Origin of the sequence: Variovorax sp. (assembly GCF_035634955.1) — a bacterium.
In the GTDB taxonomy this organism is placed as follows: domain Bacteria; phylum Pseudomonadota; class Gammaproteobacteria; order Burkholderiales; family Burkholderiaceae_C; genus Variovorax.
Window position 1 is genome coordinate 84,973 of the sequence record NZ_DASQBZ010000024.1, and the last position, 14,995, is coordinate 99,967.

A 14,995-nucleotide genomic window follows, 5' to 3' on the forward strand; every position below is an offset into this window, starting at 1 on the left:
CCATGAAGTTCGATACCCCCGCCACGACCAACCCGATCGACCAGCTCAAGGTGATCGGCAAGCCGGTGGACCGCATCGACGGGCCGCTGAAAACCACCGGAACGGCGCCTTACGCCTACGAGCGGCATGACGTCGCTGCGCATGCGGCCTACGGGTACATCGTCGGCGCCGCCATCTCGAAAGGACGCATCGCTTCGATCGACCAGGCGCGCGCCAAGGCCGCGCCCGGCGTGCTCGCCATCGTCACGGCGGAGAACGCGGGGCGGCTGGGCAAGGGCGACTACAACACCGCGAAGCTGCTCGGCGGACCGAACGTGGATCACTACCACCAGGCCATCGCGCTGGTGGTCGCCCGGACCTTCGAGCAGGCGCGCGCGGCGGCGCAACTGCTGAAGGTCGACTACGTCCGTGCCGATGGCGTGTACGACCTGGCTGCGGCCAAGGCGTCGAGCGAGCGCAAGACAACCGACCGCAGCAGCGCCATCGGCGACTTCGCCGGCGCCTTTGCCAAGGCCGAGGTCCAGCTCGACGAGACCTACAGCACGCCCGACCACTCGCACGCGATGATGGAGCCGTTCGCGACCACGGCCGCCTGGCGCGGCGACAGGCTCACCGTGTGGACATCCAACCAGATGATCGAATGGAACGCGAACGAACTCGCGAAGACGCTCGGCATCGGGCGGGACAAGATCCACGTCATGTCGCCTTACATCGGCGGCGGGTTCGGCGCCAAGCTGTTCCTGCGCGCGGATGCACTGCTGGCGGCGCTCGGGGCGCGCGCCACAGGACGCCCGGTGAAGGTGGCGATGCAGCGCCCGCTGATGGCCAACAACAGCACGCACAGGCCGGCGACCATCCAGCGCATCCGCCTCGGCGCGACGCGGCAGGGCAAGCTCACGGCCATCGGGCACGAGAGCTGGTCCGGCAACCTGGCCGGCGGCAAACCCGAGAACGCGGTGCAGCAGACGCTCTGGCTCTACGGCGGCGAGAACCGCCTGACAGGTACCCGGCTGGCGGTGCTCGACCTGCCCGAAGGCAACGCGATGCGCGCGCCGGGCGAGGCGCCCGGCCTCATGGCGCTGGAGATCGCCATCGACGAACTGGCCGGGAAGCTGGGCATGGACCCGATCGAGCTGCGCGTGCTCAACGACACGCAGGTCGATCCGGCAAAGCCCGAGCGCAGGTTCTCGCAGCGCCGGCTGATCGAATGCATGCGCACCGGGGCCGAACGCTTCGGCTGGGCGCAACGCAGCCCCAGGCCAGCGCAGCGTCGCGAAGGCCGCTGGTGGATCGGCATCGGCATGGCAGCGGCGTTCCGCAACAACCAGGTGACGAAGTCGGGAGCGCGCGTGCGGCTCGACAACCGGGGCATGGTGACGGTGGAGACCGACATGACGGACATCGGCACCGGCAGCTACACCATCATCGCGCAGACCGCCGCGGAGATGATGGGCGTGCCGCTCGAGCGCGTGGCGGTGCGCCTTGGCGACTCGACCTTTCCCGTGTCCGCCGGCTCGGGCGGCCAATGGGGTGCCAACTGCTCCACGGCCGGCGTCTACGCGGCCTGCATGAAGCTGCGCGAGGCTGTGGCGCAGCGCGCGGGCCTCGACGTGGCGGGCGCGACATTCCAGGACGGCATGGTCAGCGCCGGCGGACGCAGCGTGCCGCTGGCGGGCGTGGCCGGCGACCAGCCCGTCGTGGGCGAGGACACCATCGAATTCGCAGAACTCAACACGCACTACCAGCAGTCCACCTTCGGCGCGCACTTCGTCGAGGTGGCCGTCGACGCCTATACAGCGGAGGTCCGCGTTCGCCGCATGCTGGCCGTGTGCGCTTCGGGGCGCATCCTCAACCCGAAGTCCGCGCGCAGCCAGGTCATCGGCGCCATGACGATGGGAGTGGGCGCGGCGCTGATGGAAGAGCTTGCCATCGACAAGCGGCTGGGCTTCTTCGTCAACCACGACCTGGCCGGCTACGAAGTGCCGGTACATGCGGACATTCCGCACCAGGAGGTGATCTTCCTGGACGAAACCGACGCCATCTCGTCGCCGATGAAGGCCAAGGGCGTAGGCGAACTGGGAATCTGCGGGGTGGGCGCCGCGGTGACCAACGCGATCCACAACGCGACGGGCGTGCGGGTGCGCGACTACCCCGTCACGCTGGACAAGCTGCTGCCGAAGATGCCTTCGCAGACGACCTGACACCCGACCCAACGACACACACAGCAAAGGACCGACTCATGAAATCCATGGCGATGACCGCCCTTTCCCTGTCCATGGCGGCTTCCGCCTTCGCGCAGGACAGCCTGCAGATCGCGCGTGCCGGCACGCAGCCTTCGGCCAAGGGGCCGGCCCAGTTCTTCTCGGGCGACGTCCGCGTGGACCCACTGTTCCCGAAGCCCAATGGCCCGACGCGCGCCACGGGTTCCTACGTCACGTTCGAGCCTGGTGCACGCACCGCCTGGCACACGCATCCGGTCGGGCAGACCCTGGTGGTGACGGCCGGCACCGGCCGAGTCCAGCGCTGGGGTGATCCGGTCGAGGAGATCCGGCCGGGCGACGTGGTGTGGATCCCGCCGGGCCAGAAGCACTGGCACGGCGCAGCACCGACCACCGCCATGACGCACATCGCCATCACGGAGCTGGCCGACGGCAAGGCGGTCGACTGGATGGAGAAGGTCGACGATACCCAGTACCTAGCGAACCATGAGCCGGATCTGCCGGCAGGGCAATTGAAAGGAATACAACATGCAAAAACGACAACTCGGTAGAAGTGGCCTGGAGGTCTCGGCCCTGGGCCTCGGCTGCATGGGCCTGAGCTACGGCTACGGCCCTGCAACGGACACGGCGGATGCCGTCAAGCTGATCCGTGCGGCCTTCGACCGCGGCATCACGTTCTTCGACACGGCGGAGGCCTACGGGCCGTTCATCAACGAAAGCGTGGTCGGCGAGGCGCTGCAGCCGATGCGCGACGAGGTAGTCATCGCGACGAAGTTCGGCTTCCGCGACGGCGACACGAGCAAGGGGCTGGACAGCCGGCCCGAGCGGATCCGGCAGGTGGCCGGCGAAGCGCTCAAACGCCTTCGCACCGACCGGATCGACCTGTTCTACCAGCACCGCGTCGACCCCTCCGTCCCCATGGAGGACGTGGCGGGCACCGTCAAGGACCTGGTCCGCGAGGGCAAGGTGAAGCACTTCGGCCTGTCCGAAGCCGGCGCCGACAGCATCCGCCGCGCGCATGCGGTGCAGCCGGTCGCCGCGCTGCAGAGCGAGTATTCCCTGTGGTGGCGCGAACCGGAAGACACGGTGCTTGCGCTGCTGGAGGAACTGGGCATCGGCTTCGTGCCGTTCAGCCCGCTGGGCAAGGGGTTCCTGACGGGTGCGATCGATGCGCAGACAAGTTTCGACGCGACCGATTTCCGCAACACCGTGCCGCGCTTCGCTCCTCAGGCGCGGCAGGCCAATCGCGCCCTGGTCGACGTGCTGGCGGGCATTGCGGCGCGCCGGCAGGTCACGCCGGCGCAACTTGCGCTGGCATGGCTGCTGTCCCGCAAGCCCTGGATCGTTCCGATTCCCGGCACCACCAGGCTGCATCGTCTCGAAGAGAATGCGGGCGCCGCGTCGGTGCTGCTGTCGCCCGAGGACCTCCAGGAGATCGAGGCTGCCGTGGCCGCCGTTCCGGTCCAGGGCGCGCGCTATTCAGCGGATCGGCAAAAGCTCGTCGGCAATTGATTCCATCGCCCGCGATGCGACCAACAAAGGATCGAACATGCTCAACGTCACATTGAACAATGGGGTGCAGATGCCGATCGTCGGCTTCGGGGTCTTCCAGATCGCCGATGCCAACGAGTGCGAGCGCAGCGTCGTCGACGCCATCGACGCCGGCTATCGCCTGATCGACACGGCGGCCTCGTACATGAACGAGGACGCCGTCGGCCGCGGCTTGCGCGCCAGCGCGGTTGCGCGCAAGGACCTGTTCGTCACGAGCAAGGTGTGGGTGGAGGATGCAGGCTTCGAGCGCACGCGGCAGGCGATCGACAAGTCGCTTGGCCGGCTTCAGCTCGACTACCTCGACCTCTATCTCATTCACCAGCCCTTCGGGGACGTCCATGGCTCGTGGCGCGCCATGGAGGAGGCACACAAGGCGGGCAAGCTCCGCGCGATCGGCCTGAGCAACTTCCAGCCGGATCGGCTGATGGACATCAAGGCTTTCAACGAGGTGCCGCCGGCGGTGAACCAGATCGAGGTCAATCCCTTCCACCAGCAGGAGCAGAGCGTGGCCTTCATGCGGGGCAACGGCGTGCAGCCCGAGGCCTGGGCGCCGTTTGCCGAAGGGCGCAACAACCTTTTCCAGAACGAAGTCCTGGCGTCGATCGGCGGCAAGTACGGCAAATCGGTGGGGCAGGTGGTGCTGCGCTGGTTGGTGCAGCGGGGCGTGGTGGCGTTGGCCAAGTCGGTGCGCAAGGAGCGGATGGTGGAGAACCTGGACATCTTCGACTTCACGCTGACGCCGCAGGACATGGATCGCATCGCGACGCTGGAGACGGGCGCGAGCAGCTTCTTCTCGCACCGCGATCCGGCGATCGTCAAGTGGATGAGCGAGCGGCGCCTGGGCGTCTGACCGACGTTCCGTTCCCGCCCCGGTGCCGGTGCCGCGCTTCCGGCGCCGTCCCTCAGCCCACCATCAGCTCACCCAGGCGCGCAACGATCAGGTCCGCCAGCGACTGCGCCGCCACCGACAGGCTGCCCTCGCGCCGCTGCACCAGATACAGCTGGCGCCGCAGGCCCGGCAGCGGCAGCGGGCGCGTCACCACGCCGTCGCGCCGGAAATGGAACAGCGTCAGCGCCGGCACCACGCTGATGCCGAGCCCCGCCTCGACCAGGCCGGTGACGGTGGCCAGGTGTTCCACCTCGAACTGCGTGTTCAGTCGCAGCGGGTGCAGCGCCGCGTCGAGCGCCTGGCGCACGCTGCTGTTGCGCGCCATCTGGACGAAGGGCCATGGCGCGAGCTTGCGCGCCGTCAGGCGCTTCTCGCGCACCAGCGGATGATCGGCGCGGCACACCAGGTGGAACCCGTCGGCGCACAGGCGGCGGCTGCGCAGGTCGCCCTGGGCGGAAGGCTCGGCGCCGGTGGCGGCCAGGGCGAAGTCGACCTCGCCGCCGCGCACCATCGCAATGCAGGCGTCGGACAGCGCATCGCGCAGGTCGACGCGGATGCCGGGCGACGCGGCAAGGTATTCGGCGAACACGCCCGGCAGCCAGCCCGCCGCGAGCGAAGGCAGGGCAGCCACGCGCACGCGTCCCTTGCGCAGGGCCACGTGGTCGGCCAGGTCCTGCAGCGCCTGGCCGGCGTCATCGAGCAGCCGGCGGGCGGACGCCTCGAACAACTGCCCTTCGGGCGTGAGCTGGACGCTGCGCGTGTCGCGGTCGAACAGGCGCGCGCCCAGGCTGTCTTCGAGCGTGCGGATCAGCGCGCTGAAGGCCGGCTGCGACAGGTGGCTGTGCTGTGCGGCGCGCGTGAAGTTGCGCTGCTCGGCCAGCGCCAGGAAGGCGCGCAGCTGGCGCGTGGAAAGGTCGGGAGGACGCATGGGTGGACCAATCTGGATATTGGATCAATCGATCCGAATTTTCTATTTCACCGATGACTAGCGTACTCATACAGTCCGCCCATGTCGAACGCCAGCCCTTCCCATCCGGCGCCGCCGCGCGAGCAGGCGGACGCAGGTGCGCTGCTGGTCGGCTGCGCCGCCGGGTTCTCGGGCGACCGCACCGATGCCGCGGGCCCCGTGGTGGACACGCTGATCGCGCGGCTGCGGGATGGTCCGGCGGGGAGTCGGGCCTTCCTGATCTTCGAGACGCTCGCCGAGCGCACGCTGGCGCTGGCCCAACTGCGCCGGCGCGCCGACTCCGAGGCTGGCTACGAACCGCTGCTCGACGCCATGCTGCGGCCCGTGCTGGCGCGCTGCCTGGCGCACGGCATCCGCATCGTCAGCAACTTCGGCGCGGCCAATCCGCGCGCGGCGGCGCGCCACATCCTGCGCATGGCGCACGAACTCGGCGCGCCGGCGCCGCGGGTGGCGGTGGTGGAGGGCGACGACCTGTCTTCGCCCGCGCAGCGCGCGCTGCTGCGCGAGCAGATCGGCAGCGCGCTGGATGCGCTGGACGTGGTCAGTGCCAATGCCTACATCGGCGCCGAGCCGATCGCGCTTGCGCTGGACGACGGCGCGCAGATCGTCGTGTGCGGCCGGGTGGCCGATCCGTCGCTCACCGTGGGGCCGGCAATGTCGCACTTCGGCTGGCGTGCCGACGACTGGCCGCGCCTGGGCCGCGCGACCATGGCGGGCCACCTGCTGGAATGCGGCGCGCAGGTCACGGGCGGTTATTTCGCCGACCCGGGCTACAAGGACGTGCCGGGCATGGCGGCGCTGGGCTTTCCCATTGCCGAGATCGATGCCGACGGCGGCTGCGTCATCGGCAAGGCCGACGGCACCGGCGGCGCAGTGACCGAAGCATCGGTCAAGGAACAGCTGCTCTACGAGGTGCACGACCCGGCCGCCTACCTGACGCCGGACGTGGTGGCCGATCTTTCGCAGGCCCGGGTGCAAGCCCTCGGCCCGGACCGGGTGCGGCTCAGCGGCGTGACCGGGCATCCGCGGCCGGCGCAGTTCAAGGTCAACGTCTGCCATGAAGGCGGCTGGCTGGCCGAGGGCGAGATCTCCTACGCCGGCCCGCGCGCCGAGGCGCGCGCCCGCCTGGCGGCGCAGGTGCTGCGCGAGCGCCTGCCCGGCCTGTCGCTGCGTGTCGACCTGATCGGCGCGGTCAGCATCCTGGCCGATGACGCAGGCGCCACGTTGGCGGCGACGCCGGAGCAAGGCCTGCGCGACGTGCGCCTGCGCGTGGCGGCAACCCACGCCCGCCGCGCCGAGGCCGAACTGCTGGCCCGCGAGGTGACCGCCCTCTACACCTGCGGCCCGGCGGGTGGCGGCGGCGTGCGCACCGCGCTCACCCAGCGCTTGAACACCGTGTCCTGCCTGCTCGCGCGGCGAGCCGTGCCGGTGCGCGTACAGCACATGGGCGCCGAAGACGCGCCGCTGGCGGGCGAAACGATTTCCGCCGGGCTGGAGGGGCACGGGCCATGAACACATCCGCCGACACCATCGAGGTCCCGCTCTACCGCGCCGCGCACGGGCGCACCGGCGACAAGGGCGATCGATCCAACATCAGCGTCATTGCCTGGCATCCGGCGCTCTTTCCGCTGCTGGTCGCGCAGGTGGACACCGATGCCGTTGCGGCGCAGTTCCGCCACCGCCGTCCCACGCACGTCCAGCGCTTCGTGCTGCCGGGGCTGCACGCCATGAACTTCGTGCTCGACGGCGTGCTCGACGGGGGCGTCAACGACGCGCTGAACCTCGACACGCACGGCAAGTCGCTGTCGTTCCTGCTGCTCGACCTGCGCATTCGCGTGCCGCAGGCGCTGGTGCCGTACCTGGCCGGAGACGGCTGAGGCCGCAAGAAGATTTCAACCTGGAGACAACACGCATGAGAAACAGAACTCGCCTTCACCTGCTGGCCGCCGCGGCCGTCGCGGCCGCGCTGCCCCTGGCCGCGCAGGCATTTCCCGACAAGCCGATCACCTTCGTCGTGCCGTTTGCCGCCGGCACCGCCACCGACCAGTTGGCCCGTGCCATCGGCAACGAGGTGGCGCAGGATGGCAAGCAGGCGGTGGTGATCGACAACAAGGCCGGCGCCAGCGGCATGATCGCCGCGCAGCAGGTGGCCAAGGCGGCGCCGGACGGCTACACGGTGCTGATCACCACCAACACCACGCATGCGGCCAACGAGCACCTGTACAAGAAGTTGCCGTACGACCCGGTCAAGGACTTCGCGCCGCTGACCGGCCTGGGCAAGGGCGGGCAGATCATGGTGGTCAACACGGCATCGCCGGCCAAGTCGGTCATGGACTTCGTCGGCATGGCGAAGAAGTCGCCAGGCAAGTACAGCTTCGGCAGCGGCAGCTCGTCGAGCCGCATGGCGGGGGAACTGCTGCAGCAGATGGCCGACATCAAGCTGCTGCACGTGCCGTACAAGAGCAACACGCTCGCCGTCACCGACCTGCTGGGCGGCCAGATCGACATGATGATCACCGACAGCGCCACCGGACTGCCGCAGGTCAAGGCGGGCAAGCTGCGGCCGCTGGGCTATTCGAGCGCCACGCGTTCGCCGCTCGCACCCGACGTGCCCACCATCGCCGAGGCCGGCGTCAAGGGCTACGAGATGGGCTACTGGTTCGCCGCCTACGCGCCGGCCAACACGCCGCCGGCAGTGGTCAAGCGCCTGAACGAGCTCCTGGCCAAGGCGGCGCGCAGCGAGGCCGCGGCCAACGCCTTCTACCGACCGACCGGCACCGAGGTGTTCACCACCAGCCCCGAGGAACTGGCGAAGTTCCAGGCTGCCGAGTCGGCCAAGTGGGCCGCCATCATCAAGACCGCGGGGATCGAGGCGGAGTGATGCGGCCGGGCGCCTGAGGCCGCACCCGGAACGGATGCGGGCCGCGGGCTTCGGCTGGCCAATTTGCGCCCGGACGCGGCGCTGCCAAGTTCCGTCCAATACAACCAGGAGACAACCATGATTCGAAGGAGCCTTCGGGCTGCCGTCGCGATGACGGCCGTGTATGTGTTGAGTGCGTGCGGAGGCCACGACAGTGCGGGCCATGCACCGCCGCCTTCGGGCGACGGAGGTGGAGCGCCGCCGCCGGCGGCAGCCGCGCCGAAGTTCACGCTGTCGATCCAGGCAACCGAGGACGTCCCCGGCAGCTTCGGTAGCGCCGGTGCCTACGAGAAGGTCAGCGGCACGTTCACCGGCGAGGTCGATCCGGCGGATGCGGCAAATACCATCATCCAGGACATTGCGCTGGCTCCGCGCAATGCCAACGGCAAGGTCGAGTACCGATCGGACTTCGTCCTCTACAAACCCAAGGACATGAGCAAGGCCGGCGGCGTGCTGCGCTACGACGCGCCCAACCGCGGCAACGCGGTGGCGCTAGACCCGTACTTCGCCGCGCGCGGCTACGTATTCCTGACCGCCGCCTGGCAGGGCGACGTGCCGGCGGCGCCCGGCAAGCTCACGCTGCAGGTGCCGGTGGCGACGAATGCCGACGGCAGCAGCATCACCGGCACCTATCGGACCGAGTTGCTGCCCAGCGTCGCGAGCGCCGACTCGCTGTCGCTGCCGGGCGGCGCCTTCAACGCGGCGATGCAGCCGTACCCGCCGGCCAGCCTGGACAACACGCAGCCCGGCTATGCGCTGACGCGACGCGTCAACGAAGGCGACGCGCGCGAGACCATCCCCGCGAGCGACTGGAAGTTCGCCAGATGCAACTCGAGCCAGCCGTTCCCGGGTACGCCGGACGGCGCCAGCGTGTGCGTCAAGGGCGGCTGGGATCCGGCGTATTTCTACGAACTCGTCTACGTTGCGAAGGACCCGAAGGTGATGGGTCTCGGCCTGGCCGCGTTGCGCGACATGGTCACCTTCTTCCGCGGCGGCGCCAGTACCGCGCAGGGCGACGCCAACCCGGTAGCCGGCGCGATCCGGCACGCGATCGCGTCGGGCGTGTCGCAGTGCGGCAATTTCATGAAGACCTTCGTCCACCTGGGCTTCAACCGTGCGCCATCCGGGGCCAGGGTGTTCGATGGCGTGTTCGCGCAGATCGCGGCGCGGCAGACGAACATCAACACGCGCTTCTCGGTGCCCGGGGGCGGCGGTGGCGTACGCTCGGACCACACGGCCTTCGGACAGGCCGGCACGCGCGGCCTGTCGAAGGACTACGTCGACGAGGTGGCGCAGCGGCAGGGCGGCATCTTCTCGCGCTGCGAGGCCGACGGCACCTGTCCGAAGCTGTTCGTCGGCTTCAGCGGCACCGAGTTCTGGACGCTGCAGGGCTCACCCCTCCTGACCGACGCCTGGGGCACGCGCGATCTCGAGCAGCCCGCGAATGCGCGCATCTACTACTACGCCAGCTCGCACCACCTCCTTGGCCTGCCGTCGATGAGTGGCACGCAGGCAGCGGCGATCCTGGGTCCGGCGTCGAACAGCCTGTACCCCACCAACGGCAATACCGCGGTCATCCCGGTGGTTCGCGCGCTGTACCATGACCTCGAGGAATGGGTCGTCGACGGCAAGGCACCGCCGGACAGCCAGGTGCCGCGTATTGCCGACGGCACGCTGGTGCGGCCGCAGCAGGTCAGCTTCCCGGCCATTCCTGGCATGTCGTACACCGGCCTGGTGAATGGCTACTCGCTCCTCGACTGGGGCCCCGACTACCGCCCGCAGGACGAAAGCGGCGTGGCCAGCCTGCAGCCGCCCGCCAACCTGGGACGCGACTACGCCATCCTGGTGCCGCAGGTCGATGCCGACGGCAACGACGTCGCCGGCATCCGCAGCCTGGACATCGCCGTGCCGCTGGCCACGCACACCGGGTGGAACGTCACCGCCGTGCCTGGACGCATCGATCAGGCCGGCCTGGTCGGTTCGATATTTCCGTTTGCCAAGACCGAGGCGCAGCGCATCGGCAACGGCGACCCCCGCAGCTCGATCGAAGCGCGCTACGGCGACCAGGCGGGATATGTGGCGGCCGTGACGGCGGCCGCGAACGACCTGGTGGCGCGGCGCTTCATGCTCAAGGTCGATGCGGACGCGGCCATCGCGAACGCAGCAGGGACCGCTGTGCTGCCCTGAAGAAGAGGCGGCGCGGCCCGGCGACGGGCCGCGGCTTCGCGCTAGTGGCCGGCAGGCACGGCGTCGCCGCCGTTCTTGTCGTGAACCGCGAAGCGCCCCACCAGCGTGGCGCTGGCCGCGTTCAGGCCCAGCACCTCGACAGGGGTGCCTGCGCGCCGGAACTTGAGCACGACCTTGTCCAGCGCGCCGACGGCGGTGATGTCCCAGAAATGCGCGCGGCTGACGTCGATGCGCACCCCGTCCAGCGACTCCCTGCAGTCGAACGCGTTCGCGAACTGCTCGGCGCTGGCGAAGAACACCTGGCCGGCGACCTCGTAGGTGCGCTCGCGCCCGCCGGCTGCGGTGTGCGAATTCACGGCGAGGATGCGCCCGACCTTCTGCGCGAAGAAGACGCCCGAGAGCAGCACGCCCGTCAGCACGCCCTTGGCCAGATCGTGGGTGGCCACGGTCATCGCCACCGTTGCCAGCATGACCACGCTCGAGCTTGCCGGGTGCGTGCGCAGGTCGCGCAGGGACTTCCAGTTGAAGGTGCCGATCGAGACCATGATCATCACGGCGACCAGTGCGGCCATCGGGATGCGGCGAACCCAGTCGCCCAGGAAGACCACGAGGATCAGCAGCACGACGCCCGCGGTCAGGGTCGACAGGCGTCCGCGCCCGCCCGACTTCACGTTGATGACGGACTGGCCGATCATGGCGCAGCCGGCCATGCCGCCGATGAAGCCGGTGGCGAGGTTGGCCACGCCCTGGCCGACGCACTCGCGGTGCTTGTCGCTGCGGGTGTCGGTCATGTCGTCGACGATGGTCGCCGTCATCATCGACTCGAGCAGGCCCACCACCGTCAGCGTGAGCGAGTAGGGCGCGATGATGCGCAGCGTGTCCAGGTTCAGCGGCACGTCCGGCAGCAGGAACACCGGCAGGCTGTCGGGCAGCGCGCCCATGTCGCCCACGGTGTGGATGTCCAGGCCGAGCGCGATCGACAACGCCGTCAGCACCACGATGGTCACCAGCGGGGAAGGCACCGCGCGCGTGATGCGCGGCAGGCCGTAGATGATGGCCAGCCCGGCGGCGGTCATGGCATACACATGCCAGCTCACGTCGATCAGCTCGGGCAACTGCGCCATGAAGATCAGGATGGCCAGCGCGTTGACGAAGCCGGTGACCACCGAGCGCGAGACGAAGCGCATCAGCGCCGCCAGCCGCAGGCGGCCGGCGGCGATCTGCAGCACGCCGGTCAGCACCGTGGCGGCCAGCAGGTATTGCAGGCCGTGTTCCCTGACCAGGCTGGCCATCACCAGCGCCATGGCGCCGGTGGCGGCGGAGATCATCGCCGGCCGTCCACCCGCGAACGCGATGATGGTGGCGATGGAGAAGGAGGCGTACAGGCCCACCTTCGGATCGACGCCCGCGATGATGGAGAAGGCAATGGCCTCGGGAATCAGCGCCAGCGCCACCACGAGGCCGGCCAGCACGTCGTCGCGGATGTTGGAGAACCACTCCATCCGCACTTGTTGAATGTTCATGGGCAAGACGCCGCCGGGCCGCGCCGGCGGCGGGAAGTCAGGGAAACGCGAAGAGGTATGTGCTCGAAAAGCGGCGCCGGCCGGCGCCCAACGCGGCCCGGATGTCAGGGCGGTGCGACGGAGCGGAAGTGACCCAGCGGCAGCCCGCTGACGCGAGGCGATGCGTCAGGACGGGGGGCGTCGGGGATCAGGGAGAACACCGAGCGATTGTATCGTGCGGTCGCGGGCGCCCAACGGCGCGCACGGATCCGGTCCGCCGGACCGGCATGTGCTCACGAAGTAGGCAATTTGTCGCAAACCCTTGTCGGACAAGGCCTGTGCGGCGTCGTCTCCAGGTTGTCCACAAGCTTGTCCCCGTGCCCGGGGGACATCTTTGACAGTGCCGTGACAGCCGGGGCCAGCGCGGTGCGCCAGACCGGTGCACGGCTCAGGCGACGTCCGTCTCGCGGCCGCACAGGCGGGCGATCTCGTCGGGCACCGGCATGGCGCGCAGGCGCCCGTCGGCATGCTTGCCACCGAAGATGCGGACCTCCTGGCATTCCAGGATGAGCGTGTCGCCGCGCATGACGCGATAGGCCTGCACGAAGCTCTTGCTGCGCCACTCGCGCACGCTGGTGCGCACCTCCAGCGTGTCGCCGTAACTGGCGGTGGCGACGAACCTGGCCTGCGTGTCGACCAGCGGCGTGCCGATCACGCCCAGCGTCTGCGCGGTTTCCTCCCAGCGCGGCACGCCGCACTCGGCGAAGAAATGGCGCGACGCCGCATCGATCCAGCGGAAGAAGTTGGGGAACCAGACGATGCCGGCCGGATCGCAGTCGCCGAATTCGACGCGGACGGTGTAGATGACTTCCTTGCTCATGCGCGCATTCTTGCCTACATGCGCGAGGGCAGCCACAGCGCCAGCATCGGGAAGGCGATGATGATGCCCAGGCGCACGACGTCGGTGACGACGAACGGCGCCACGCCGCGGAAGATGGTGGAAAAGCTCACCTTCTCCACCACGCTCTTGATGACGAACACGTTCATGCCCACCGGCGGCGTGATCAGGCCCAGCTCGACCGTCATGACGATGACGATGCCGAACCAGATCGGGTCGAAGCCCAGGTGGGTGATCACCGGGAACACGATCGGCACGGTCAGGATGATCATCGCCATGGCGTCCATCAGGCAGCCCAGCGCCAGGTACATCGCCATCAGCACCAGCAGCACGCCGTAGGGGCCGATGCCCAGGTGGACCAGGAAGTCGGTGATCTTCTGCGGCGTCTGCGTGACGGTGAGGAAATAGCCGAACAGCAGCGCGCCGATGAGCACGGTGAACACCGCCGCCGAGGTGCGCGTGGCCGACAGCAGCGCCTCGCGGATCTTGGCGCGGTCGAGCCGGCGCCGTGCCAGCCCCAGCAGAAAGGCGCCGCTGGCGCCCACGCCGCCGGCTTCGGTCGGGGTGAAGAAGCCGCCGTACAGGCCACCGATGACGAAGACGAACAGCAGGATCGGCGCCCACACGCTCTTGAGGTCGGCAAAGCGCTCGCGCCAGGGCCGCTGCTCGCCGCGCGGCAGCCAGCCCGGACGCAGGCGCACGATCAGCATGATGGTCAGCACGTACATGGCCATCGCCAGCAGGCCGGGGATGATGCCGGCCATGAACAGCTTGCCGATGTCCTGCTCGGTGAGGATGGCGTAGACCGCCAGCACGGTCGACGGCGGCAGCATCGCGCCGAGCGTGCCGCCGGCGGCGATCACGCCGGTGGAGAACGACTCGGGATACCTGAAGCGGCGCATCTCCGGGTAGGCCACGTTGGAGAACGTGGCGGCGGTGGCGACCGACGAGCCGCTGATCGCCGCGAAGCCCCCGCAGGCCAGCACCGTGGCCGCGCCGAGTCCGCCGCGCATGTGGCCGATCATCGAGTTGGCCGCCTTGAACAGCTCGCGGCTGACGCCGGAGACCGTGACCAGCGCGCCCATGAGCATGAACATCGGGATCACGCCGAAGGTGTAGTCGGACACGGTGCGCAGCGAGGTCTGGCCAACCAGCTTGAGCGCCGGCCACACACCCACCACGTAGCTGTAGCCGACCACGCCGACCAGGCCCATCGCCATGCCGACCGGCACGCGCAGCAACATCAGCGCGAACAGCGCCACAAAGCCGATGACGGCGACCAGGTCGGTGCTCAAGACTTGTCTTCCTCGAGTGTGGGATGGGCCTGCTCGTAGCCTTCGTCGTGCAGCTTCTGCGGCGCGAAGATCAGGCGCCAGGTGCGCACCGCGATGAGCACCACGGCGCATGCGTCGCCGAGCCAGGCCACGGCATAGAACGGCCAGGTGGGCAGGTTCAGGTCGTAGGTGAGCACGTTGTCGATGCGCGTCAGGCGCACCTTGTCGAACAGCATGGCGGTCTGCATGACCACGAACACCAGCAGCGTCAGCGTGGCGAACACGTCGATGGCGCGCCTGGCCTTCGGTCCCATCGCGCTCCACAGCAGGTCCACCGTGATGTGGCCGCCGCGGTAGCTGGTGGCCGCGATGCCCCAGAAGATGAGGATCGACAGCAGCATGCGGCCGAAGTCGTACGCGTCCGGAATGGAAGTGCTGAAGAACTTGCGCAGCACCACCGACACGAAGATGTTCAGCGCGACCACGCCCACCGAAATGGCGGCCAGCCATTCGATGGTGTTGATGATGCGGTCGGTGAGGTTCGGCGCGGGCGGCGGCGTGGCTGGAGCGGGCGTGGCGGCGGTCACA

The 14,995-nt window shown here is 69.0% G+C and carries 13 protein-coding genes; 8 read left to right on the plus strand and 5 right to left on the minus strand.

Annotated elements, in window-relative coordinates; all coding sequences use genetic code 11:
* Window positions 1-2 precede the first annotated feature (2 nt).
* Genes paoC through VES41_RS13365 form a run of 4 tightly spaced genes read left to right on the plus strand, consistent with a single transcriptional unit; the run spans window position 3 to window position 4,620 of the window.
* On the plus strand, window positions 3-2,201 hold the full coding sequence (gene paoC, locus VES41_RS13350) for an aldehyde oxidoreductase molybdenum-binding subunit PaoC (RefSeq protein ID WP_324817632.1): 2,199 nt from the start codon (window positions 3-5) through the stop codon (window positions 2,199-2,201).
* A 38-nt stretch (window positions 2,202-2,239) separates the two neighbouring features.
* Window positions 2,240-2,770 carry a (R)-mandelonitrile lyase gene (locus VES41_RS13355; RefSeq protein WP_324817635.1) on the plus strand — a complete coding sequence of 177 codons (531 nt, stop codon included), beginning with the start codon at window positions 2,240-2,242 and terminating at the stop codon, window positions 2,768-2,770.
* Window positions 2,748-3,731, plus strand: coding sequence for an aldo/keto reductase (locus VES41_RS13360; protein ID WP_324817637.1), 984 nt, complete (start codon window positions 2,748-2,750; stop codon window positions 3,729-3,731). The genes VES41_RS13355 and VES41_RS13360 overlap by 23 nt, the downstream gene beginning before the upstream one ends.
* A gap of 37 nt (window positions 3,732-3,768) precedes the next feature.
* Window positions 3,769-4,620, plus strand: coding sequence for an aldo/keto reductase (locus tag VES41_RS13365; protein ID WP_324817640.1), 852 nt, complete (start codon window positions 3,769-3,771; stop codon window positions 4,618-4,620).
* 52 nt (window positions 4,621-4,672) lie between these two features.
* Here the strand turns inward: VES41_RS13365 and VES41_RS13370 are convergent, their stop codons facing one another.
* Window positions 4,673-5,587 carry a LysR family transcriptional regulator gene (locus tag VES41_RS13370; protein ID WP_324817642.1) on the minus strand — a complete coding sequence of 305 codons (915 nt, stop codon included), beginning with the start codon at window positions 5,585-5,587 and terminating at the stop codon, window positions 4,673-4,675.
* Window positions 5,588-5,668: 81 nt separating this feature from the next.
* On the opposite strand from VES41_RS13370, the gene VES41_RS13375 reads away from it, so the two are divergent.
* From VES41_RS13375 to VES41_RS13390, 4 genes are all read left to right on the plus strand, one after another.
* Window positions 5,669-7,138: an acyclic terpene utilization AtuA family protein gene (locus tag VES41_RS13375; RefSeq protein ID WP_324817645.1), complete on the plus strand. Its 1,470-nt coding sequence runs from the start codon at window positions 5,669-5,671 to the stop codon at window positions 7,136-7,138.
* On the plus strand, window positions 7,135-7,503 hold the full coding sequence (locus tag VES41_RS13380; protein WP_324817648.1) for an AtuA-related protein: 369 nt from the start codon (window positions 7,135-7,137) through the stop codon (window positions 7,501-7,503). The genes VES41_RS13375 and VES41_RS13380 overlap by 4 nt, the downstream gene beginning before the upstream one ends.
* A gap of 35 nt (window positions 7,504-7,538) precedes the next feature.
* Window positions 7,539-8,507 (plus strand): tripartite tricarboxylate transporter substrate binding protein, encoded by a 969-nt coding sequence (locus VES41_RS13385; protein WP_324817650.1) that lies wholly within the window; start codon window positions 7,539-7,541, stop codon window positions 8,505-8,507.
* A gap of 117 nt (window positions 8,508-8,624) precedes the next feature.
* A complete protein-coding gene (locus VES41_RS13390) occupies window positions 8,625-10,733 on the plus strand; it encodes an alpha/beta hydrolase domain-containing protein (RefSeq protein WP_324817652.1) in 2,109 nt (702 codons plus the stop codon).
* A gap of 41 nt (window positions 10,734-10,774) precedes the next feature.
* Here VES41_RS13390 and VES41_RS13395 read toward each other — a convergent pair whose 3' ends face one another.
* The 4 genes from VES41_RS13395 to VES41_RS13410 form a co-directional block, all read right to left on the minus strand.
* Window positions 10,775-12,256, minus strand: a complete 1,482-nt coding sequence (locus VES41_RS13395) for a SulP family inorganic anion transporter (protein ID WP_324817655.1) — start codon at window positions 12,254-12,256, stop codon at window positions 10,775-10,777.
* Between the two features lie 427 nt (window positions 12,257-12,683).
* A complete protein-coding gene (locus tag VES41_RS13400) occupies window positions 12,684-13,115 on the minus strand; it encodes an acyl-CoA thioesterase (RefSeq protein WP_324817658.1) in 432 nt (143 codons plus the stop codon).
* 14 nt (window positions 13,116-13,129) lie between these two features.
* A complete protein-coding gene (locus tag VES41_RS13405) occupies window positions 13,130-14,428 on the minus strand; it encodes a TRAP transporter permease (protein WP_324817661.1) in 1,299 nt (432 codons plus the stop codon).
* On the minus strand, window positions 14,425-14,994 hold the full coding sequence (locus VES41_RS13410; protein ID WP_324817663.1) for a TRAP transporter small permease: 570 nt from the start codon (window positions 14,992-14,994) through the stop codon (window positions 14,425-14,427). Before VES41_RS13410 ends, VES41_RS13405 begins: the two co-directional genes overlap by 4 nt.
* Window position 14,995 lies beyond the last annotated feature (1 nt).